We start from the raw sequence: 22,722 nt of genomic DNA on the forward strand, positions 1-22,722 counted from the left end.
CAGAGACAGAAGAAGAGAAGTATAGCTGCGCCAGGCAGGCAGCCGGCGCAGGCCAGTATACGGAAACGGACGGCGCCGGCGGTGGAATCCGGGAACCGGTCAGCTCACTTCTGCGCTAATTGGTGGCGTCGAGCAGGTTGCAACCGGAGTACTGCGGGTCTACTTCGATGTAGACGCTGCCGCGGTTTTCGCGGAACCAGCCATCCAGCGCCTTGTTTTTCTTCTCGGTCAGGGCCGCCTGCGACAGTTTCTGGTAGTCGTCCTTGAAGTTGGCCTGGTGCGGGGCCGTGTTCGACTTCAGCCAGATGATGCGTACAGCGTCCTTGCCGTCGTCGGTGCGGTAAGGCATGGGCGGCGTGATGTGGCCCACCTTCATCGTGTCGATGGTGAAGAAGATGGCGGGGTCCAGCTTGTCGAGGGGCAGGTAGCTGCTGCCGTCTTCGCGGTTGGAAATCAGGCCGCCGTTGGCGCCGCTGGTTTTGTCGTCGGAGTTGTCTTTGGCGGCTTTGGCGAAGGTGATGCTGTCGGCCAGAATGCGGCGACGGAGCTTGGCCAGGTCCAGCGACGCCTCGTTGGCATCGGTGGTGCCGGTGGCGGGCTTGAGCAGGATGTGGCGCGTGCTGTACTGCTCGCCCTTGCGCTCAATCAGCTGAATCAGGTGAAAGCCGAACTGCGACTCCACTACCGGCGACAATCCGCCCGGCTCCAGGCGGAGCGCAGCGGCCTCGTACTCGGGCACCAGCTCCTTGCGCTTGAAGAAGCCCAGGTAGCCGCCCTGCGCCCCCGAGCCGGGGTCTTCGGAGTACTTTTTGGCCAGCTCCTCGAAACTCTCGCCGGCCAGAATGCGGGCGCGCAGCTCGTTGAGCTTGGCCTGTGTGGCCTGCTTCGCCGACGAATTAACCTTGGCGTACTTGATGATCTGGCCCACTTCCACCTCGGTGGAGTAGTAGGGCAGGCTGTCCTTGGGAATGCGGCTGAAGTACTGGCGCACCTCGCGGGGCGTCACGGTCACTTTGCCCGCAATCTGCTCCTGCATTTTCTGCTGCGTGAGCTGCTCGCGCACCTGCGGGCGCAGGTCTTCCTTGAGCTGCTTGATGGGCTTGTTGTAGTACTCTTCTAGCTTTTTCTCCGAGCCAATCTGCTGGGCGAAGTAGTTCATGCGGCGGTCCAGCTCGCTTTTCACCTGGGCATCTTCCACCACCACCGAGTCGGTTTCGGCTTTGGCCAGCAGCAGCTTGTTGAGGGCCAGGCTCTGCATGATGCGGCACTGCAGGTCGGGCGGCAGCGGCTTGCCATCGGCCCGGGCTACTTCCTGGGCGTAGATGGCCTCCAGGTCGGAGCGCAGCACAATCTGGTTGTCGATTTTGGCGATGATGCCGTCAACGACCTGGCGGCCGGCTGGCCGGCCGATGCCGAGCTGGGCAAAACCCGAGGTGATGGTGCCCGCCAGCAGCATGGCAGTCAGCAGGGCAGCCCGCTTGGGCAAGGAAAAGAACTGAATCATGGAAGCAATAATAGGTATGGCCCGCGCGCAAGCCCGGGCCCCGGTAGTTGGCTGAACGCACAAAACCGCCGGTAAATTTCAACATAAATCCCTTCTCCGGCAAAAACAACCCCCGCCGGCCAGGCCACACGCTACAGAGCCGCAAACCAGGCCGGAAGTTGCACGCGCCCGGCCGTAGCCCGGACTCCAGCCCGGAGCCCTTCTATACTGCGCTGGCGGCCCGGTGCCGCCGGGTGCCGGCCGGAAATCCGGGCCACAAAAAAAGCCCGGCCGGGGCCGGGCTTTTTCCTTATTTCGTGACCAGCTTGTCTACTTCGGCCTGGTTGATCTGCACCGGGTTCTTGGCTTTGAGCTGGGCTATCCACTCTTTCTCCAGGTAGTTCTGGTAGTCGGAGGTAGCCTGGCCGCGGGCCTCGGCCAGCGTTTTGGGGCCGGCAGGCAGCACTTTGTCGATCATGACGGAGTAGAAGCGGCCGTCTTTCTGCACGTCGTAGGAGCCGGGGCCGCGGCCCATCAGCTCGTCTACCACTTTATTGTCGCCTTTGGCAAACGCCTTCTGCGTGATTTGCACCGACAGCGGGTTCTGCGCGTTCAGCTGCTCTTCCAGCGCCGAGGTGCTGGTGCTGGACATCACCTGCAGCGTGGCAATATCGGTAGACGGCTTGGCTTGGGCTACCTGCCGGATGCGGCCGGCGGCCACGCCTTTTTCGGTGAGGTAGGTGGCTACAGCGGCGGCGCGGCGGCGGGCCAGGCCGGCGGCTTCGCCTTTGCGGGCGCGGCCGGTCAGGGTTACGCTCAGGCTGGTATCAGCTTGCAGCACGCTCACCAGTCGGTCGAGGTTGAGCTTGGCGCCTTTCAGCAGCTTATCGGTGCCGGGCGTGTAGCCGGCGGGCTGCAGCGTGAGGCGGGTCAGCTCGTAGCGGCCGGTGGCCAGCTGCTGCTTGGCCTTGGCCAGCAGCTCCGGCGAGGCTGCGCTGATAACCGTGCCCTGCACGCGGGCATCCCACTGGTACTTGCTCTGGTTTTCGGTGAAGAACTTCTGCAAACCCACCGTGTCCTCGATGGCCTTGCTCCACACTTTCTCGTCCATGAGCTGGAACAGCAGAATCCCGTCGCGGTACTCTTTCACGAGCATGCGGTAGTCCTCGTACTTGGTTTCCAGGTTGTCGCGCTCGTAGTTGGTCAGGCTCTGCTCCACGTACTGGTCGTAGAGTTGCTGGGTCACGAAGCGGGGCTCGGCACCGGGGCGCGGGCGCTGGTTCTGCTGGGCGTAGGTGAAGAAATCGGCGGCCGTGTAGGGCTTGCCTTTGATGCTGAACAGCGTCTGGGCGTCGCCCTCGGCTTTCTTGCTGGCTTTGCCGGTGGCGGCGGGCGCGGCGGGGGCCGTGTACTTGAAGCGGCCGTTCACTAGCGCAGTGTCGGCTTTGCCCAGCACGTAGTCTTTGGCGGCCTGGTTTTCCACGAACTGGTTTTCCTGGCGCACGCGCTTAAGGAAAGCCGCCTTGTTGAGTTCCGAGCGGGAGTCTTTGGCCACCTTGCTTTTCAGGGAAGGCTCCATGGCCTCGAACGTAGGCACCGGCTGCTTTTCAATCAGCTTGATGATGTGCCAGCCGTAGGGCGTCTGCACCGGCTTCGACAGCTCGCCGGGCGTGCTCATCTTGAAGGCCACTTCCTCGAAGCTCGGAATCATGCGGCCCGTGCCGAAGGGCGGCAGCTCGCCACCGTTGGCGGCCGAGCCGGCGTCTTCCGAAAACTGCGCTACCAGCTTCTCCCAGGGCTCTTTGCGCTGGGTGAGGCGGCTGTACAGCTCGTCGATTTTCTTTTTGGCCGTCACCGAGTCGGCTTTGGGCATGCCGGGCGTGGAGCGGATCATCAGGTGGGCCACCTTGATTTCGCCCTGCGCCGGCCGGATGTCGTTGACCTTGATCAGGTGGTAGCCGAAGCGGGTGCGCACCGGCTGCGACACCTGGCCGACCGGCGTTTTGAACGCGGCCGACTCAAACGGATACACCATCTGCATGGCCGTGAAGTAGCCCAGCTTGCCGCCATTTTCGCGGGCCGAAGGGTCTTCACTTACTTCGCGCGCTACCTGCTCGAAGTTTTCGCCGCCGCTCACGCGCTGGCGCAAGGCCACGATCTTCTGGTACGCGGCCAGTGTGTCCTTGGGCTCGGCATCGGGGGCGAGGCGCAACAGGATGTGCGAGGCGTTGATTTCCTTGCCCATCCGCTCGTAGGCCTCGAGCACCAGCTGGTCGGTCACGCTTTTCTCGGTGAGGTAGGGTTGGGCCAGCTGCTGCTTATAGCCGTCCAGCTCGCGCTTGAAGGCCTGGGTGGTGTCGAGGCCGCGCTGTTCGGCCTCCAGCACTTTCAGCTTGAAGTTGGTGTACAGATCCAGGTACTCCTGGACGCTGGGGCGGGTGCCGTACTCGGGCGCCGTGCCGTTGTTTTTGCGGTACACGTAGGCAAACTCACCGGCCGGAACCGGCGTGGTGCCCAGCGTTTCGATAACGGGTTGCTTGGAAGCGGTGGTAGGCTTGGTGGCCTGGCACGCGGCCAGTAGCCCGACGGCAGCAGTGCCGGCGTACAAAATGCGTTTGTGCATACGAGATAGTAGAAACTGCAATGCGCGGCAAATACTGCCGACGAGGCGGAACCTGGCAATCTGCCTGTTGCAATTTTACGGATTTTTTTCGGGGGAAAGCACTTTCATAGCCAACGTCGCCTGCCACGGAAGTATTGCTGGCAAAGTGGCTACCAACACAAACGCCTCCCGTACTGCAGGCAGTAGAGGAGGCGCTTCGTAATCAGGCAGTAAGGGTGCGGGGCCTGTTGCGGCGGCCCGCTCAGATGGCAATTCGTTTGAAGAGCCGACACACGTTGTGGTTGCCGCTGGTGGTGAACTCCACCCGGTCCATGATGCGGTTGACCAGCGTCATGCCCATACCGCCCTTTTTGCCCTGCCGGATGAATTCCTGCAGGTCGGGTTCCTGGTAGCTGGAAGGCTTGTATGACTGGGTGGCCTGGTCCAGAATCTCAATGCCGAACATTTCGCCCTCAACCCGCAGCGCCAGATCCAGGTGCTGCGATTCGTCTTCGGCATTGGCGTGGATGATCAGGTTGGCAACTACCTCGTCTACGGCCAGCACAATCTGGTTGAGCTGCAGATCGGCTAAATGATAGGCGGCGAGGTAATCCGTCACGAAGTCACGAACAACCTTGAGGTTGTTGCGACTACAGCTGATACGGAGGGCGTTTTTCATCCTGTGGGCCTATCGAAATACGGGGCAGCTTAAATAGCTGTGGCTTCGGCTTCTGAGGGTACGATGGTCATCAGCGCATCCAGTCCCAGAATTTCGAATACGTTGTGCACTTTGTCCTGCATGTTGAAGAATACCAGCTTCACGCCGGCATCCTGAAACTGCTGCAAGTGGGAGATAAACACGCCCAGACCCGCCGAAGAGATATAATTCAGCTTTTGGCAATCAATCAGAACCTTCTGGAATTGCAGGGTTTCGGGCTTGGCCAGCTCCGTATCCAGCAAAACAGATGAACTGGCGTCCAACTCACCGTCCAGGCTTAGGGTAAGGGTAGTGGCAGAAGAGTGTTGGGTTATTTTCATACGTCGGGCTTACGTCAGTTGTGGGGGGCAGGTTGGGCGGCTTTGAACTTCACCACCAGCAGCGTCTGATCGTCGTGCATAGGCTGGCCGTGGCTGAAAGCGGCCAGGTCTGCCAGAATTCGTTTTTTGATGTCGTCGGCGTCCAGGAAGTAGGTCTGCTCCAGCATCTGCTGCAGGCGCTCCTCGCCGTACTCGTCCTGGGCAGCGTTGCGGGCTTCCACGATGCCGTCGGTGTAAATCACCATCACGTCGCCGGGATTGTAGTCGTAGAACTGGTTTTTGATGTGCTTCTCGTACGACTCGTTGCGGATGATGCCCAAACCCAGCCCGGCCGTCTGGAAGTACGACACTTCCTCCTTGATGGAGTGGTAGTAGAGCGTGTGGCAGTGCCCGGCGCGCGCAAACATGAAGCCGCCGTTCTCATAATCGATGATGTAGAGCGAAGCCGTGATGAACGCCGACTTCTCCATGCAGCGCGCCAGAGCGTTGTTGGCCTGGGCCATAAACTTGCTGGGCAGCGGAAACTTGTCGCGCTCATTGCGGGCCAGCGGGTTTTCCTGCATCAAGGCGTGGAAAATACCCTTCATCTGGGCCACGTGGAAAGCGGCCGTCACACCCTTGCCGCTCACGTCGCCGATAAGGATGGCTAGGCGGCGGCCCGGCAGGTGCAGGAAGTCGTAGAAGTCGCCGCCCACTTCCTTGGCCGAGGCCGCGTAGGAGCTGATGGCAAACCAGCTGTCGATGGGCAGATTTTTCGGAATCAAGCTGTCCTGAACGAGCGAGGCGATTTTCAGCTCTTCCTGCACGCGCTGGTTTTCCAGCGACACGCTCATCAGGCGCAGGTTCTCGATGCTGAGTACCGTCTGGCTGGCGAAGGTTTGCAGGATGCTCAGGTTTTCGCGGTCGAAGCCCTGGCGGCTTTTCTTGAGCATGTAGATGGCGCCGTAGCGGCGCTTGGCCGAGCGCAGCGGCATGGCAATCAGCGAGCCGTAGGGAATGCCCAGGCTGCGGAACCCGTTGGAGTTGGGCAGGTCGTTGTTGAGGTACTCAATCAGGTGCAGGTTGTATTCCTGCAGCAGCTGGTAGACCTGCGTCATCTGCTCGGGAGCAATCTGGAAGCTCTGGGCTACCTGCGGGCTGGCGTCGTCGCTTTCCAGCATAATCCAGGCGGCGTCGGCGTCCACGGTCTGCACTGCTGAGTCGAGCAGCATCCGGTAAATCTCTTCTTCGCTTTGGCCTTTCTGGATCAGCTGCGTGAGGCGCTGCAAACTCAGGATTTCCTCGCGCTTCTGCTCAAACACGCCCGCCGTGGGCAGGTTGAACAGCGTCACGAGCAGGCCCATGAAGGCATAGAAGGTGGAGAAGAAGACCGTGAGCAGCAGAAACGCGTGCTGCGGCGCCGGGGCCACCAGCTTGGGGTCCTGGGCAATGCGCACGAAGTACGACACGAACACGGCCATCGAGAGCAGCATAGCCACCTGCAGCAGCACGGCCTCCAACTTCTGGCGGCGGTTGAGGTAAGCCACCCACTGCTGGTTGCCGCTCAGGTACACGCCAAATGCTCCCAGGCCACCAATAATAATGTAGTCGAAGGGATGCGGCGGCACCCAGTCGAAGAGCCGGAACAACAGCGTGGCGCCCAGTAGCACTTCAAACCACACCCACTCGCGCTGGATGCGGGGGCTGGCCCGGAACAGCACCAGGCTGCGCCAGGAGTAGTTGGTTTTGGCCAGGAAGAACACAAACAACGCCAGGTTGATGGTGTAAATCAAGGCAAACAGGGTCCGGTCGTTGGTAGGCAGCTGGTACTGGATGACGCGCTCCAACAGGTGCAGCCCCACACACAGGGTGGCCAGCAGGCCCGGGCCCAGTACCAGCCGCCGCAGCAAACCTACGAAGTCGTTGCCGCGCAACGGGTCGGGCAGCTCGCGCTGGTGCATAAACATACCGGCCGCAAAGCAGGCCTGCGACACCAGCGTCACCCATTCCGGCCACGGCCCACCCAGCCAGATGGCGGCTTTGCCCTGCGTGTTGCTGAGAGTACTGAGCAGCAACAGTACCCAACTGAGAATAGTCAGCGGATACACAGCAGATTGCAAGCGGTGGCGAAGGGGCATAGAGGCGGAATAGTGTTCCCCGTGATCCGCAGAATTTTTAAGACGCGGGGGCAAAACGGACCGCTAAGATAAGACGGCTTTTCTATGTGGGAAACAGCGGCTTCAATATGAAAAAAAGCCGGGAGGCCAGCCGGAGGGCTACGGCTGAGCTTACCTCCGACCCGGCTTCCCGGCTTTCTGCAAAAGGGGCCGCAGCCCCGGTCTTATTTACTGCTGTAGTTGGGTGCCTCCCGCGTGATCTGCACGTCGTGGGGGTGCGACTCGCGCAGGCCGGCTCCGGTGATGCGCACGAAGCGGGCGTTTTGCAGAGCCTCTACAGTGGCGGCGCCGCAGTAGCCCATGCCGGCGCGCAGGCCGCCGGCCAGCTGAAACAGCACCTCAGCCGCCAAGCCTTTGTACGGCACGCGGCCCACAATGCCCTCGGGCACCAGCTTCTTCACGTCGTCTTCGGCATCCTGGAAGTAGCGGTCCTTGGAGCCGTCTTCCATGGCTTCCACCGAGCCCATGCCGCGGTAGCTCTTGAACTTGCGGCCCTCAAACAAGGTCACTTCGCCGGGCGCTTCCTCGGTGCCGGCCAGCAATGAGCCCACCATGATGGTGGAGGCCCCGGCCGCCAGCGCCTTCACAATGTCGCCGGAGAACTTGATGCCGCCGTCGGCAATCAGCGGCACGCCGGTGCCTTCGAGGCCGCGGGCAGCCTCCAGCACCGCCGACAGCTGCGGTACGCCAATGCCGGCAATGATGCGCGTGGTGCAGATCGAGCCGGGTCCTACGCCCACTTTCACGGCGTCGGCACCGGCGTCGGCCAGGGCGCGGGCGCCTTCGGCGGTGGCCACGTTGCCGGCTATTACTTCCAGGTTGGGATACTGCTGCTTGAGGTTGCGCACGGCGTCGAGCACGCCTTTGCTGTGGCCGTGGGCGGTATCTACGCTCACCACATCCACGCCGGCTTCCACGAGGGCGGCCACGCGGTCCAGCAAATCGGGCGTTACGCCCACGGCGGCGCCCACGCGCAGGCGGCCCAGCTCGTCTTTGCAGGCGTTGGGCGTGCGGCGGCGCTTGCGGATGTCTTTATAGGTGATGAGGCCCACGAGGCGGCCTTCGGGGTCTACCACCGGCAGCTTCTCCACCTTCGAGTCCTGCAGAATGTCCTCGGCGTCGGCCAGCTCGGTGCCGGCCTGGGCCGTCACGAGGGGCGCGGCTGTCATTACGGCCGTTACGGGGCGGCTCATGTCCTTCTCAAAGCGCAGGTCGCGGTTGGTGAGGATGCCTTTGAGGCGGTTTTGCCCGTCCACAATCGGAATGCCGCCGATGTTGTTGGTGCGCATCAGCTTCTTGGCGTCGGCGAGGGTGGCGGTTTCTTCCAGCGTAAACGGGTCGAGGATCATGCCGCTCTCGGAGCGCTTCACGCGGCGCACGAGCTCGGCCTGCGCCCGGATGCTCATGTTCTTGTGGATGATGCCGATGCCACCTTCCTGGGCCATGGCAATGGCCATGTCGGCTTCGGTCACGGTGTCCATGGCCGCCGAAACGAAGGGCAGTTTGAGCCGGATGTTGCGGGTGAGCTGAGCGCTCGGGTCGGCGTCGCGGGGCAGTACTTCCGAATAACCGGGCAGTAGCAGGACGTCGTCGTAGGTCAGCGCCTCGAAGGCAATTTTGGCAGCGTAGTCGGCCATGGCAACAAGGAAGTTAGGTGGTGCTTGTTGCCGGACAAAGCTACGGCGGAAAGTTGGGTTCTGTATTATGTAATGATTGTATTTGTGCCCCGGCCGCGAAAGTGCGGGGCCGCCGGCAGCCTCCGCCCGCAGGCCCCGCCCACAAAAGCCCGGCCGCTGCCGGCGGTTCTGCCGGGCCAGGCGGCCCTTCCTGAAAACCCGCGCCGCCATTCGGGAGTTATACCTCCCAGGCCGCCCGCAGAAGGGCCGGTTCGTTCATCATTCCTTTCGAAAAAATCCATGTCAACCACCAAAAACTGGTTTATCACCGGCGTCAGCACCGGATTTGGCGCCTCGCTGGCCGAGCTGCTGCTGGCCAAAGGCGACAAAGTAGCGGCCACGTTCCGCAAGCAGGAGCAGGCCGACGCCTTCACAAAGAAAGCCGGCGAAAACGGCCACGGCTTCGTGGTGGAAGTAACCGACGAAGCCCAGGTGAAGCGGGGCGTGCAGGACGCCATTGCGCGCTTCGGCCACCTCGATGTTATTGTGAACAATGCCGGCTACGGCTCGCTGGGCAGCATCGAGGAGATTGATGCCGCCGAGGTGCACCGTCAGTTCGACGTGAACGTGTTCGGGCCGCTGCACGTGCTGCGGGCCGTGCTGCCCCACCTGCGCGAGCGGAAAAGCGGCCACGTACTCAACATCACCAGCATCGGCGGTCTGAAAACCTTCCCCGGCGTGGGCGTCTACAATGCCAGCAAATTTGCCCTGGAGGCCATCGGCGAGAGCCTGGCCCAGCAGGTGAAGCCGCTCGGCATCAAGGTCACCAACATCGAGCCCAGCGGCTTCCGCACCGAGTGGGCCGGCAGCTCGGCCACCTTCGCCGACACCCAGATTGAGGACTACCGCGCCACCGTGGGCGAGAACCTGAAGGGCATCCAGAGCTACAGCGGCCGCCAGCCCGGCGACCCCGACCGCGCCGCCCAGATCATGTACGACCTCGTGCGCCAGGAAAACCCACCGCTGCACCTGCCCCTCGGCAAGGCCGCCGTGAAAGGCGCCCGCGAGAAGTTCACGGCCCTGCTGGAGGAGCTGGCCGCCGTAGCCGAAACCGGCGACTCCGCCGACTTCCCGGCCGGCGAATAAGGCATCCGACAAAAAACGCCTGTCATCCTTCGCAAGCGCAGGATGACAGGCGTTTTTCGTTAGGAGCCCGGCCTGCCGTGCTTATCTTGCCCGGGCCTGCCATTTTCCGCCTCAAAACCTGCTGCCGTGCCGCACTCCACCAACGATGTCGAAGTAACTTCCTGGGCTGATTTGCAGCAGGCGCTGTTTCAGGAAACCTGGGACGGCCGCATCGGGCGGTTCCGCTCGCCGTTTGTGTACCGCGGGCTGCGCACCCAAAGCTGGCCCCTGACCACCAGCCTGCAGCGCCTCGGCGGCGAGTACCAGCTGCTGGAAAACCACCTGCTGCGCAACTTCCGCAAGTACGCCCGCGACTCAGCGCTGCCCGGCGCTTCGGTGTGGAACTGGCTGGCCCTGGCCCAGCACCACGGCCTGCCCACCCGCCTGCTCGACTGGACCTACTCGCCCTACGTGGCCCTGCACTTCGCCACCGACGACCTGGAAGCCTACGACCAGCCGGGCGTTATCTGGGCCATCAACTACGTGAAAACGGCCGAATTCCTGCCGCCCAGTCTGCGCGAGGCCCTGCGCAACGAAGGCTCCAACGTGTTTACGCCCGAGCTACTGGAGCCACTCTGCACCAACCTGCGCGAGCTGGAGCTGCTGCAGCGGGAGCCGTTTCTGCTGTTTCTGGAGCCGCCCTCGCTGGATGCCCGCATCGTGCACCAGTACGCCCTGTTTTCGCTGATAAACACGGCCCAGGATACGCTGCACGGCTGGCTGGAGCAGCATCCGGAGCTGTATTTCCGCATCATCATTCCGGCCCGGCTGAAGTGGGAAATCCGGGACAAGCTCGACCAGGCCGGCATTACGGAGCGGGTGCTGTTTCCGGGCCTCGGGGGCCTGAGCCGCTGGCTGCACCGCCACTACACGCCCACACCCGGCCAAACCGCCCAGGACCTGCTCGACGACCAGATTCCGGGGTGAGAAGCCGGGCGGCATTGCGCACTGAAACGCGGCTGGCCTTGGCCTTACAGCGCCGAGGCCAGCGCCAGGCCGCGCCGTAAGTCGGGCTGGAAGCTGAGGGCCAGTTGCAACGTGTGGTGGTACTGCAGGGCGTAGCCGGCGGCGGGCTGCACCATCTGATGCTGATAGCCGGCTTCTATGGCCACCGCCCGGGTGAACTGGTAGCCGAATGCCAGATACGCCCGGTTCTGCTCGAAGAAATTGCGGCCCGCACTGGCCCCAAAGCCCAGAAAAAGCTCGTCGGCGCCGGCCAGGTAGGGTGTGCCCGGCTCCAGTTTGCCTTTGTGGCCGAGCGGCACCACTAGGCGCAGCTGGTAGCGCATGCGGTTGAGGTAGGTGGCGCGGGCGTCGCCGGGGCGGCGCACCCAGCGCTGCTCCAGGCGGTAGCGGTGCTGGGTGTGCACCCGGCCGGAGTCTTCGCGCAGCAGCACCTGCTGGTAGAGGCGGTGCTCGGGCAGCGGGCTGGCTGAGGCGTAGTCGTTGTAGAAGTAAGACGAGGCGCGGGCGTAGCCGGCCGTGAGCTGCAAAGCCGGCGCCACATGGTAGTTGATACCGATGCGGGCCAGCTGCTGCGGCTGGTAGGCGTCTTTGGCGCGGCGCAGCTGCCCGTCGAGGTGCAGGCCCCAGCGCTGGCTGAGGCGGGCGTCGCTGAGGAACGTGAGCCACGTGTTGGCGCCGGCAGGGGCGGCAATGGGCGAGGAAACGGGGCGCTGGGCGTAGCCGACCGTACCTGCTGCCAGGGTCAGGGCCAGCACCGCCAGCATCTGCTTCCAGGACAGGACAGGTAGAAGTGGGGTCATAGACCCATATTACCAAATTATTACGCTTGTTACGCCAATGTTACTAACTATATTTTTGCAACTGCAAGTAGCTGTGTGAAAGATGAATGGCTTATCGGCTATTGGTTCGCCTCGAAGCGCTTTTTGGTGAGCTTGGTGGGCACGTGCTCCATGGGCTTGTCGGGCCAGGGGTGCTTGGGGTAGCGGCCCTTCAGGTCTTTGCGCACCTCGAAATAGCCTTTCTCCCAGAAGCTGCGCAGGTCGCGGGTGACCTGGGCGGGGCGGCCGCCGGGTGAGAGCAGGTGCAGCAGCAGTGGCACCCGGCCCCCGGCCACGGTGGGCGTTTCGATGAGGCCAAACAGCTCCTGTAGCTTCACGGCCAGCACCGGCGTGGTGGGGTCGGCGTAGTCGAGGGCGACGTGGGAGCCACTGGGTACTTCCAGATGGGCAGGGGCGAGGCGGTCCAGCTCCTGGCGCTGGGCCCAGCCGCCGGGCAGGCGCTGCAGCAGCAGCTCCAGCCAGTCGAGGCGGCTCACGTCGTTTAGGCTTTTAAGACCAGCCAGGTGCGGGGCCAGCCACTCCTCCAGCTCCGCTGCCAGCGTTTCATCCGACACGTCGGGCCAGGTTTCGGGAAAGTGCGTGTGCAGGAACATCAGCCGCTGCCGCAGCGCCGTGGCGGCTTCGCTCCAGGGCAGGCGCGCTACGCCCGCCGTGCGCAGGGCCTCCAGCAGGGCGGCTGCTAATAAGGTGGCGTCGGGTTGGGGCAGGGCGGCATCGGAGAGCAGCAGTGCGCCCAGGCGACGCTGGCGGCGGGCCTGCACGCGGCCGGTGGCGGCATCCCAGCGCACTTCGTCCACCTGTTCAATCTGCTCCGCAAACAGCTCTTCCAGCTCCTGGCGGCTGACGGGCGCGGCCAGGGCGGCGCGCAGCTGGTGCGGCGGGCCATCGAGGTAGGCCACGGCCAGAAACTGGTCGTCGCGGCCGAAGTGCTCGGCGGGCAGGGCCACGCGCTGGCCGGTGGCGAGGCGCACCCGGTCCGGGGTTTCGCGCTGGGCCAGGCGGTCGGGGTAGGCCAGGGCCGTGAGCAGGCCGGCCGCGTCGGCATCGGCGGAGGTGGCCGCGTCGCGGATGCCGGCGCGCTGGCGCAGGTTGCGGGCCGCATCCCGGACGCGGTGCAGGGTGTTGTGCTGCACCAGCAAGCCCGGCAGCGGGGCCCGCCCGCTGGCAATAGCCTCAAACCGCAGCCGCAGATCGGGTGGGGTAGGGTGGGCGTCGGCGGCCCGCAGCACATCACGCTCCGACAGCAAAGCCGCCAGCGCGGCGGCGGCGGGGCCGTGGCCCAGCTCGTGCCCACGCACCACCAGATGGCCCAGCCGCGGCGCCAGCCCCAGCCGCGCCAGCGCCCGGCCGTGCGGCGTGGGTTTCAGTAGTGGGTTGGTGGATGGTGGATTGGTGGGTTGGGCTGATGATATGGATAGGGGCAATTCGGGGGCATTCCCGCTTACTTCATTTTCATTCGCCCCATCATTAACAACAGCTCCCAGGCGGCACAGCAGGTCGTGGGCGAGGGCCAGGGCGGGGCGGGGGGGGCATCGAGCCAGCGCAGGCTTTGCGGGGCGGCGCCCCAGAGGGCCAGCTCCAGGGCCAGGCCGCTGAGGTCGGCGGTGAGGATTTCAGGGGGTAGGTAGGCCGGCAGGGCGTCGTGCTCGGCGGTGGTCCAGAGGCGGTAGCAGCTGCCGGGTCCGAGGCGGCCGGCGCGGCCCCGGCGCTGGTCGGCGGCGGCTTGGCTGACGGGCACGGTTTCGAGGGTGCTGAAGCCGGTGCGGGCCTGGAAGCGCGGCACCCGGGCAAAGCCGCCGTCAACCACCACCGTTACGCCCTCAATGGTGAGGCTGGTTTCTGAAATAGCCGTGCTGAGCACCACTTTGCGCTGCCCGGCCGGCACCGGACGCAGGGCCGCATCCTGCTCGGCCAGGGGCAGCTCGCCGTGGAGCAGGTGCAGCTGCACGGCGTCGGGCAGGGCGGGCTGTAGCTTGTCGGCCACGCGGCGCAGGTCGGCGAGGCCGGGCAGAAACACCAGCACGTCGCCGGTGGGGTGCTGGCGCAGGGCTTCGCGCACGGCCGTGGGCACCAGCGTCGCCAGCCGCTCGGCGGGGCGGCTGCCGCCGGCGGCGGCCTGGCGCGGGCTCAGGTAGTGCGTCTCGACGGGGAACAAAAAACCCGCGCTGCTCACCACCGGGGCCTGCAGCCAAGCGCCCATGCGCTCGGCTTCCAGCGTGGCGCTCATCACCAGAATGCGCAGCTCGGGCCGCAATACCGCTTGGGCATCGAGGGCCAGCGCCAAGCCCAGGTCGGCGCGCAGGCTGCGCTCGTGAAACTCGTCGAAGATGACAGCCGCTACGCCTTCCAGCGCCGGGTCGTCCTGAATGAGGCGCGTCAGGATGCCTTCGGTGATGACCTCGATGCGGGTGCGGCTGGAAACCTTGCTTTCCAGCCGGACGCGGTAGCCCACGGTTTCGCCTACGGGCTCGTGCAGCAGCTTGGCCAGGCGGGTGGCGGCGGCGCGGGCGGCCAGCTGCCGGGGCTCCAGCATCAGAATCCTGCCTCCGTCGCGCCAGGCGGCCTCCAGCAGCGCCAGCGGCACCACGGTGGTTTTGCCGGCGCCGGGCGGGGCCTGCAGCACCACCCGCTCGTGCTGGCTGAGCGCCGCAAGCAGGTCGGGCAAGGCTTGGACTATCGGGAGGTCGGGGAATTGCATAGGGAGGTTCTGATGGATGTAGCCCGCAGAGGGCGCGGCAGAAAGCGCAGAGGACGCAGAACGTTCTGCGCCTTCTGCGCTTTCTGCCGCGCCCTCTGCGGAAACCGACGCAAGGGTTAGTACACCGCCACCGACGGGTCCACGCGCGTGCTCCAGGCGTGGATGCCGCCGCGCAGGTTCAGCAGGTTGGTCAGCTCGTGGCGGTGCTGCAGGTAGGCCAGGGCCTGCATGGAGCGCACGCCGTGGTGGCAGATGAGCACCACGGGCCGGGTGTCGTCGATTTCGTCGGCGCGGCGGGCCAGCTCGCCCAGCGGAATCAGCACGCTGCCTTCGATGCGGCAGTAGGCGTATTCCTCGGGCTGGCGCACATCCACGAGCTGCAGGTTTTCGCCGGTGGCGAGGCGGGCGTGCAGGTCTTCGGGCGTGAGTTCGGGCAGCATGGCAGCAGAGCAGGTGAGGGGAAAGCGCAAAATTAGTCGGTGGCTGGTTAGCTTTGGCCCCGGCCTTTGCGGGCTGCCCGCCCGAGCCCCTCCCTTCTCACCTGTTACCTGTCACCTTTGACGCAGACGTTGTACGAGTTCTGGACCGCCGCCGCCGGGCCCGGCCCTTTGGAGTGGATTGCGGTGCTTACTGGCTTTGCCTGCGTGTGGCTGGCCGCCCGCGAGTCGTTGTGGAATTTCCCGGTGGCCCTGGTCAGCTGCGCGCTCTACATCGTGGTGTACTACCGCGCCGGCCTCTATTCCGACTCGCTGCTGCAAATCATGTTCATCGTGCTGAGTTTGTACGGCTGGTACGAGTGGCTGTACGGCGGACGCAGCAAAACCGAGCTGCCGGTGTCGCGCACGCGGCGCTGGGAGTGGCTGGCTACGCTGGCGTTTGTGGGCGTGTTCACGGCCGGCTTCGGCTACTACCTCAGCACCCGCACCGACGCCGCCCTGCCGCACTGGGACAGTTTCACGACGGCCGGCAGCCTGGCGGCGCAGTTTCTGCTCATGCGCAAGCGTCTGGAAAACTGGTGGCTCTGGATTCTGGTGGATATCATCTACGTGCCCATCCTGTGGTACAAGCAGCTCTACCCCACCAGCGTGCTGTACGCGCTGTACCTGGGGTTGGCCGTGTACGGCTACTGGGAGTGGCGCCGGTCGATGCTTAAAGAGCAGGCCGCTGCTGCGCAATCCGGCTTGAGCGCCTAAGCCGTAACATGCTCTGCTGACGCTGTTGGCGCCGCCTTTCCTTGCTTATTCCTTGTTGCCCCTACCCATGCTGCGCGTAGCTCTCACCGGCCCCGAATCGACGGGCAAAACCACCCTCAGCCGCCAGCTGGCCGCCCACTACCAAACCAGCTGGGCCCCCGAGTATGCCCGGGAGTATCTGGAAAAGCGCGGGGCCAGCTACCGCTACACCCTCGCCGATCTGGAAGATATTGCCCACGGCCAGCTGCGGGCCGAGGCCGAAGCCGAAATCCAGGCCATCCAGCAGGACCGGCCGCTGTTCTTCTGCGACACCGACCTGCTGGTGATTAAAATCTGGTCGGAGCACGCGTTTGGGCACTGCCCCGAGTGGATTCTGGAGCAGATTGAGCAGCAGCAGTATCATCTGGTGTTGCTGCTGAACGTGGATTTGCCCTGGGCGCCCGACCCGCTGCGGGAGCACCCGCACCTGCGGCAGCAGTTCTACCGCCTCTACCACCACACGCTGCAGGAGCAGCTTTCGCACTTCGCCGAAATCAGCGGCCCGCCATCCCAACGCTTCGAGCAGGCCTGCTACCACGTAGACGAGCTGCTGCTGGGATAAGCCGTGTGGTCAGAAAGCCAAAAGAACGTCATGCTGAGCGCAGCGAAGCATCTCGCGTGCTGACACAGGATTACTATGACAAAGTCAGCACGCGAGATGCTTCGCTGCGCTCAGCATGACGTGCTGTAGAGCAGTAGAAAAGCCAACCGTCCACTGCACGGTGCCGAAACGCGAACTACAAAGTTCGCGCTACAGTATACGCCGTATCACCATTCCACCGCACCGGCTTTGGGCCGATGCGTAGTATGCTTCCTATGACCTATACCCTCGAAAACGAGCTGTGCCGCGTGCAGGTGCAAACCCACGGCGCCGAGCTGAGCAGCTTTGTGCGCAAAGACCTCGACAACCTGGAGTACATCTGGGAGGCCGACCCGGCTGTGTGGGGCCGCCACGCGCCGGTACTGTTCCCGATAGTTGGCCGCCTGCCCCAGGATGCCTACCAGCACCAGGGCCAGGTCTACCAGCTGTCCCAGCACGGTTTCGCCCGCGACCAGGAGTTTCGGCTGGTGCGCCAGACGGCGGCCGAGCTGGTGCTGGAGCTGCAGGCCAGCGACGCCACCCGCGCCGTGTTTCCGTTCGGGTTCAGTTTGCAGATTTCGTATCGTCTGGCCGGCTCGCAGCTCACCATCGGCTGGGACGTACGCAACGTGGACACCACAGAACTGCTGTTCAGCATCGGGGCGCACCCGGCGTTCCGGTGCCCGCTGCTGCCCGGCGAGACGTTCGAGGACTACGAGTTCGTGTTCGACCACCCGGTCAGCTTCGAACGGTACCTGCTGGACGGCGGCCTGCTCACCGGCCAGACCGAGCCCGTAATGAAGCAGCAAACCACTCTGCCGCTCAGCTACGAGCTGTTTGCGCAGGATGCGCTGGTGCTGAAACACTTCGACTTCACGCACCTCACGCTGCGCAGCCGCCAATCCGGCCGGGCGGTGCGGGTGCGCTTCGATGGGTTTCCCTACCTCGGCCTCTGGACCAAAGGCCCCGGCGCGCCCTTCGTGTGCATCGAACCCTGGCACGGCATTGCCGGCAGCGTGGGCGTCCCGGGCGAGCTGGCCGACAAGGAAGGCATCCTGGCGCTGGAACCCGGCCAGCAGTTCAGCACGTCCTACAGCATCACCGTAGAGTAAGCATGGCCGCCGAACCCGCCATCTGGGCCATTGCGCCCAGCCACACCTACCTGCTGCGCCACGAGGTGCTCTGGCCCGATAAGCCGCTGGCCTACGTGCAGCTGCCCGAAGATGCCACCGGCTACCACTACGGCGCCTTCCAGGACGACCAATTGGTAGGAGTTGTTTCCCTTTTCGTGGACGGCGACGAGGCGCGGTTCCGCAAATTTGCCGTCATGCCCGCCTACCAGCGCCAAGGCATCGGCAGCGCGCTGCTACGCTACGTGGTGGCCGAAGCGCGCCGCCTGGGTGCCCGCCGCCTCTGGTGCGACGCCCGCCAGGACAGCGCCGCCTTCTACGCCCGCTTCCACCTGCAGCCTGAGGGCGCAGTGTTTTACAAGGGCGACGTTCCGTACGTGCGGATGGAAATGGAGCTGTAGATAGCAGGTCTGAAGAATGCAAAGGCCGTCATGCTGAGCTTGCCGAAGCATCCCTACCGCAGTGCTAATCAAAGAAGTTAGCCAGAGGTAGAGATGCTTCGGCAAGCTCAGCATGACGGCCTTTTCTTGATGCAATGATCAACCCATCCGCCTCATACCATCAGCGGCTCGGTGGGGCGCACGGGCGTTTGGGGGCGGCGGTTGTAGTCGGGCTCCCAGTCGTTGATGGGGCGCGTGATGCCGGGGGGCAGGTCCAGGTCGGGCAGGCCGTCGTCGAGTGGTTCGCCGCCTTCGTCGTCGTTGTCGGGGTGAGGCGGACTGGGGAAGCGGCGTCGTGGAATCACGACGAAATAGATGGCCAGAGCCAGAAACAGCAGCAGGTAGACAAGGGGAGTCATGGCTGGGAGAGCTGAAAAACGAACGGGCGGCCTCGCTGGGTACCGCCTACTAAGTAACGGGGCGTGCGGGGCGGTTGTTTTAGAAAATGCGGGGATTTTGGCGGCAGATGGTCTTTCTAAGTTAACTGATAATCAATCAAAACGAAAGTACCCGACCCGTGCCCGCCATGTGCCCTGGCGGTGGCGCCCGGGAGCGGGAGCAGCGGCCGAAACCGCGAAAAATGTCCGGTATTGCTGCAAAAGCCGAATGCCCGCGTACCTTTGCGCCATAGTTTAGGGGTGCCCCGTACCGGGAGTGGTGCGCGGCTGAGATCATACCCATTGAACCTGTCCGGGTAATGCCGGCGAAGGGAACAAACGATCCGCGAGCGACAAGCCGAAGGCCCCGACCCCTGGGGCCCGGTCCGTTCCACTTTTTCCAGTTTTCACTGTTGAAAAATTTTCTACCCACCGGCGTGGCGCTTCTGGCGCTGTCCGGTCCGGCATGGGCGCAAGGCCCCGTGTCCGGCACGCTTACCGATGCCCAGACGGGCACGCCGCTGCCCGGCGCCACCATCCTGCTCGACGGCGCGGCCAGCGCCGCCACCGACGCGGCGGGCACCTTCACTATCCCGGCCGTGGCAGCCGGCGCGCACGAGCTGCGCATCACGTTTGTGGGCTACGAGCCGCTGGTGCGGCCGCTGCAGGGCCAGGCCGAGGCCCAGCGCCTGGCGGCCGCGCTGCAGCCCGGCGGCGTGCTCACCGGCGAGGCCCTCGTGACGGCCAGCCGCGCCAACGAGCGCACGGCCACGGCCTACACCAACCTCAGCAAGGAAGACCTGGCCAAGCGCAATTTCGGCCAGGACCTACCCTACCTGCTCGACCAGACGCCTTCCGTGGTGGTGACCTCCGACGCCGGCGCGGGCGTGGGCTACACCGACATCCGCATCCGGGGCACGAGCACCACGGGCATCAACATGACCATCAACGGGGTGCCGCTGAACGATGCCGAGTCGCGCGGTGCGTTTCTGGTGAACCTGCCGGATCTGGCCTCGTCGGTGAGCAGCCTGCAGGTGCAGCGCGGCGTGGGCACCAGCCAGAACGGCGGCGCGGCCTTTGGGGCCAGCGTGAACATCAGCACCCTCGACAACCGCCGCGAGGCCTATGGCGAAACCCAGAACAGCGTCGGCTCCTTCGGCACGGTGAAAAACACGGTGCAGTTCGGCACCGGGCTGGTGAGCGGGCATTTCACGCTGGACGGCCGGTTGTCGCGCATCAAGTCCGATGGCTACATGAACCGGGCGTCGTCGGATCTGAAGTCGTACTACTTTTCGGCCGGCTACCAGCAGGCTAATACGCTGGTTAAGTTCATCACCTTCTCGGGCCGCGAGAAAACATACCAGGCCTGGAACGGCGTGCCCGAGCCGGCCATCACCGGCGACCAAACGCTGCTGCAGAACTACATCGACAACGGCGAGCTGAGCGAGGTCGATGCCGAGCGGGTGCGCCGCGAAGGCCGCCGCTACAGCTACTACACCTACGACAACCAGACCGACAACTACCAGCAGAACCACTACCAGCTGCACCTCTCGCAGGGCCTGGGCCAGGACTGGAACCTGGGCGGGGCTCTGCACCTGACGCGCGGCCTCGGCTACTACGAAAGCTACCGGGCCCGCCGCAAATTCGTGGATTACGGCCTGCAGAACGTCATTATCGGGGGCGACACGCTCACCCGCACCAACCTGGTGGACCGCAAGTGGCTGGACAACTACTTCTACGGCGGCACCTTCGCCCTCAACTACCAGCCCAAGGCCAACGACCGGCTGCAGGCCACGCTGGGCGGCGCCTGGAACCGCTACGACGGCGACCATTACGGCGAAGTAATCTGGGCCCAGTACGCCTCCAACAGCACCCTCGGCCAGCGCTACTACTTCAACAACGCCGTCAAGACCGACTACAACGGCTACGCCCGCGTTACGTGGCAGGCACTGTCGCGGCTGGGTGTCTATGCCGATTTGCAGCTGCGCCGCATCCGCTACACGATTGATGGCGTGGAAGACGACCAGAACGACGTGCGCACCCGCGCCCGCTACACGTTCTTCAACCCTAAAGCCGGCGCCACCTTCACGCTGGCCGAGGGCCGGCAGCTCTACGCCAGCCTGGGCGTGGGCCGGCGCGAGCCGGTGCGCGCCGACTTCACCGACCGGCTTGCCAACGACCCCACCCCCCAGGCCGAGCGCCTGGTGGATGTGGAAGGCGGCTACCGCCTCAATTTGCCCGAGGCCAGCGTGCTGGGCACCCGGGCCGTGGCGCGGCTGGAGGCCAACTTCTTCTACATGAACTACCGCAACCAGCTGGTGTCCATTGGGCAGCTGAACGACGTGGGCACGCCGCTGCGCACCAACGTGGCCCGCAGCTACCGCCGCGGCGCCGAGCTGACCGGCTTCTTGTCGGCCAACGACAAAATCAGCCTTAGCAGCACGCTCACGCTCAGCCAGAACCGCATCCTGGGCTTCCGCGACGTGACCTACGACAAGGACTTCAACCCCGTGCTGGGGGAGGCCCGCACCAGCACCATTTCCTACTCGCCCGGCGCGGTGTCGGCGCACACGCTGGAAGGGCAGCCGCTGAACGGGCTGCGCCTGGCGCTGCTCTACAAAACCGTGAGCCGCCAGTACCTCGACAACTCCGAGAGCCTCAACCGCAGCATCAAGCCCTACCAGGTGCTCGATTTTCGGGTGCGCTACGCCCTCCGGCCGCAGTTTGTGAAGGAGATTGAGCTGGGTTTGCTGGTGAATAACGTGCTCAACCGCGAGTACGTGGCCAACGGCTACACCTACAGCTACCCCGGCGCCAGCGGCGGCCTCGATACCTTCAACTGGTACTACCCGCAGGCCACGCGCAACTTCCTGGTGTCGGTGGGCGTGAAGCTGTAGGGTGTTATCGGGTAATTGCCTGTTGTCCTGAGCAGAGCGAAGGACCTTGCCACGCCAGAACATGTTGCAGTGGCATCGGTTGTTCAACCGCCATAAGGTCCTTGGCTTCGCTCAGGATGACAGACGGTTTTCGTCGGCCAACCTGGCAGATTCTGTATCTTTGAATCTGATTCCCACCCAATCCTTACCTCATGTCTTCGCAAGCTGACGTTCTCTCGCCCCAGGCCAAAGCGGCCAAAGCGCACGGCTCCACCAACGCCGCCGGCTTCACCGATTATTTCGACCTCGACGGCCTGCTGACCGAGGAGCACAAGCTCATCCGCCAAAGCATCCGCGACTTCGTCAAGAAGGAAATCAGCCCCAGCATCGAGAAGTGGGCGCAGGACGCGCACTTCCCGTCGGAAATCGTGCGCAAGTTCGGCGACGTGGGCGCGTTCGGGCCCACCATCCCCACCGAGTACGGCGGCGGCGGCCTCGACTACATCAGCTACGGCCTGATTATGCAGGAAATTGAGCGCGGCGACTCCGGTATGCGCTCCACGGCCTCGGTGCAGGGCTCGTTGGTGATGTTCCCGATTTACGCCTACGGCTCGGAAGAGCAGCGCAAGAAGTTCCTGCCCAAGCTGGCTTCCGGCGAGTGGCTGGGCTGCTTCGGCCTCACGGAGCCCGACCACGGCTCCAACCCCGGTGGCATGACCACCAACATCAAGGACATGGGCGACTACTACCTGCTGAACGGGGCCAAGCTCTGGATTAGCAACTCGCCCGAGTGCCAGGTAGCGGTGGTGTGGGCCAAAGACGAAAACGGCCGCATCAAGGGCGTTATCGTGGAGCGCGGTATGGAAGGCTTCACTACCCCCGAAATCCACAACAAGTGGAGCCTGCGCGCCAGCACCACCGGCGAGCTGGTGTTCGACAACGTGAAAATCCCGAAGGAAAACCTGCTGCCCAACATCGACGGCCTCCGCGGCCCGCTATCCTGCCTCGACTCGGCCCGCTTCGGCATTGCCTGGGGCGCCATCGGGGCCGCCATCGACTGCTACGAGTCGGCGCTGAAGTACTCGCTGGAGCGTGAGCAGTTCGGCAAGCCGATTGGCGGCTTCCAGCTGCAGCAGAAGAAGCTGGCCGAAATGCTCACCGAAATCACCAAGGCCCAGCTGCTGGTGTGGCGTCTCGGGGTGCTCAAAAACGAAGGCAAGGCCACTTCGGCCCAGATTTCGATGGCCAAGCGCAACTCCGTGGAAATTGCCCTGCACATTGCCCGCGAAGCCCGCCAGATTCACGGCGGCATGGGCATCACCGGCGAATACCCCATCATGCGCCACATGATGAACCTGGAGTCGGTGGTGACCTACGAAGGCACCCACGACATCCACCTGCTCATCACCGGCGCCGACATTACCGGCATTCAGGCGTTCAAGTAAGCGCCTGTCCGCGTATCTTCAAACGGCCGTCCTGGAAGCAGGGCGGCCGTTTTTTATTT

At 64.1% G+C, this 22,722-nt stretch carries 19 protein-coding genes and 1 riboswitch; of the genes, 8 read left to right on the forward strand and 11 right to left on the reverse strand.

Going from position 1 to position 22,722, the window contains the following annotated elements:
- Positions 1-115 precede the first annotated feature (115 nt).
- The 6 genes from N008_RS11690 to guaB form a co-directional block, all read right to left on the reverse strand.
- Positions 116-1,504, reverse strand: coding sequence for a peptidylprolyl isomerase (locus N008_RS11690; RefSeq protein WP_071884525.1), 1,389 nt, complete (start codon positions 1,502-1,504; stop codon positions 116-118).
- 289 nt (positions 1,505-1,793) lie between these two features.
- Positions 1,794-4,106, reverse strand: a complete 2,313-nt coding sequence (locus tag N008_RS11695; RefSeq protein WP_044016177.1) for a peptidylprolyl isomerase — start codon at positions 4,104-4,106, stop codon at positions 1,794-1,796.
- A 241-nt stretch (positions 4,107-4,347) separates the two neighbouring features.
- A complete protein-coding gene (locus tag N008_RS11700; RefSeq protein WP_044016179.1) occupies positions 4,348-4,764 on the reverse strand; it encodes an ATP-binding protein in 417 nt (138 codons plus the stop codon).
- 29 nt (positions 4,765-4,793) lie between these two features.
- A complete protein-coding gene (locus tag N008_RS11705; protein ID WP_044016181.1) occupies positions 4,794-5,123 on the reverse strand; it encodes an STAS domain-containing protein in 330 nt (109 codons plus the stop codon).
- Between the two features lie 14 nt (positions 5,124-5,137).
- Positions 5,138-7,240 (reverse strand): PP2C family protein-serine/threonine phosphatase, encoded by a 2,103-nt coding sequence (locus tag N008_RS11710; protein ID WP_081910758.1) that lies wholly within the window; start codon positions 7,238-7,240, stop codon positions 5,138-5,140.
- A gap of 203 nt (positions 7,241-7,443) precedes the next feature.
- Entirely contained in the window at positions 7,444-8,916 is a 1,473-nt protein-coding gene (gene guaB, locus N008_RS11715) for an IMP dehydrogenase (protein WP_044016183.1), read from the reverse strand.
- A gap of 279 nt (positions 8,917-9,195) precedes the next feature.
- On the opposite strand from guaB, the gene N008_RS11720 reads away from it, so the two are divergent.
- Both N008_RS11720 and N008_RS11725 read left to right on the forward strand, forming a co-directional pair.
- Entirely contained in the window at positions 9,196-10,041 is an 846-nt protein-coding gene (locus N008_RS11720) for an oxidoreductase (RefSeq protein WP_044016184.1), read from the forward strand.
- 126 nt (positions 10,042-10,167) lie between these two features.
- On the forward strand, positions 10,168-11,007 hold the full coding sequence (locus N008_RS11725) for an FRG domain-containing protein (RefSeq protein WP_044016186.1): 840 nt from the start codon (positions 10,168-10,170) through the stop codon (positions 11,005-11,007).
- 44 nt (positions 11,008-11,051) lie between these two features.
- Here the strand turns inward: N008_RS11725 and N008_RS11730 are convergent, their stop codons facing one another.
- The 4 genes from N008_RS11730 to N008_RS11740 all read right to left on the reverse strand — a co-directional run bounded on the left by N008_RS11730 (position 11,052) and on the right by N008_RS11740 (position 15,023).
- Positions 11,052-11,846, reverse strand: a complete 795-nt coding sequence (locus tag N008_RS11730) for a DUF2490 domain-containing protein (RefSeq protein WP_081910759.1) — start codon at positions 11,844-11,846, stop codon at positions 11,052-11,054.
- Between the two features lie 98 nt (positions 11,847-11,944).
- The gene (locus tag N008_RS23575) at positions 11,945-13,309 is read right to left on the reverse strand and encodes an ATP-dependent helicase C-terminal domain-containing protein (RefSeq protein ID WP_197062844.1); all 1,365 of its coding nucleotides are present in this window, start codon (positions 13,307-13,309) and stop codon (positions 11,945-11,947) included.
- A 17-nt stretch (positions 13,310-13,326) separates the two neighbouring features.
- A complete protein-coding gene (locus N008_RS23580) occupies positions 13,327-14,550 on the reverse strand; it encodes a DEAD/DEAH box helicase (RefSeq protein ID WP_262489693.1) in 1,224 nt (407 codons plus the stop codon).
- Positions 14,551-14,699: 149 nt separating this feature from the next.
- Positions 14,700-15,023 (reverse strand): rhodanese-like domain-containing protein, encoded by a 324-nt coding sequence (locus N008_RS11740; protein WP_044016188.1) that lies wholly within the window; start codon positions 15,021-15,023, stop codon positions 14,700-14,702.
- 117 nt (positions 15,024-15,140) lie between these two features.
- Between N008_RS11740 and pnuC the strand changes: the two genes are divergently transcribed.
- The 4 genes from pnuC (at position 15,141) to N008_RS11760 (ending at position 17,926) form a co-directional block, all read left to right on the forward strand.
- A complete protein-coding gene (gene pnuC / locus N008_RS11745; protein WP_052381466.1) occupies positions 15,141-15,776 on the forward strand; it encodes a nicotinamide riboside transporter PnuC in 636 nt (211 codons plus the stop codon).
- Between the two features lie 67 nt (positions 15,777-15,843).
- Positions 15,844-16,377 carry an AAA family ATPase gene (locus N008_RS11750; RefSeq protein WP_044016190.1) on the forward strand — a complete coding sequence of 178 codons (534 nt, stop codon included), beginning with the start codon at positions 15,844-15,846 and terminating at the stop codon, positions 16,375-16,377.
- 254 nt (positions 16,378-16,631) lie between these two features.
- Entirely contained in the window at positions 16,632-17,507 is an 876-nt protein-coding gene (locus N008_RS11755; RefSeq protein ID WP_044016192.1) for an aldose 1-epimerase family protein, read from the forward strand.
- Positions 17,508-17,509: 2 nt separating this feature from the next.
- Positions 17,510-17,926, forward strand: a complete 417-nt coding sequence (locus tag N008_RS11760) for a GNAT family N-acetyltransferase (RefSeq protein ID WP_052381467.1) — start codon at positions 17,510-17,512, stop codon at positions 17,924-17,926.
- 152 nt (positions 17,927-18,078) lie between these two features.
- Here the strand turns inward: N008_RS11760 and N008_RS11765 are convergent, their stop codons facing one another.
- The gene (locus N008_RS11765; protein WP_044016194.1) at positions 18,079-18,324 is read right to left on the reverse strand and encodes a hypothetical protein; all 246 of its coding nucleotides are present in this window, start codon (positions 18,322-18,324) and stop codon (positions 18,079-18,081) included.
- A gap of 265 nt (positions 18,325-18,589) precedes the next feature.
- Positions 18,590-18,696, forward strand: a riboswitch (TPP riboswitch).
- A 59-nt stretch (positions 18,697-18,755) separates the two neighbouring features.
- Between N008_RS11765 and N008_RS11770 the strand changes: the two genes are divergently transcribed.
- Complete coding sequence (locus N008_RS11770; RefSeq protein ID WP_044016196.1) at positions 18,756-21,239, forward strand: TonB-dependent receptor; 2,484 nt, start codon at positions 18,756-18,758, stop codon at positions 21,237-21,239.
- A gap of 191 nt (positions 21,240-21,430) precedes the next feature.
- Positions 21,431-22,663 carry an acyl-CoA dehydrogenase family protein gene (locus tag N008_RS11775; protein ID WP_044016198.1) on the forward strand — a complete coding sequence of 411 codons (1,233 nt, stop codon included), beginning with the start codon at positions 21,431-21,433 and terminating at the stop codon, positions 22,661-22,663.
- The last annotated feature ends 59 nt before the right edge of the window (positions 22,664-22,722 follow it).

It is taken from the genome of Hymenobacter sp. APR13, from assembly GCF_000737515.1.
Taxonomy (GTDB): domain Bacteria; phylum Bacteroidota; class Bacteroidia; order Cytophagales; family Hymenobacteraceae; genus Hymenobacter.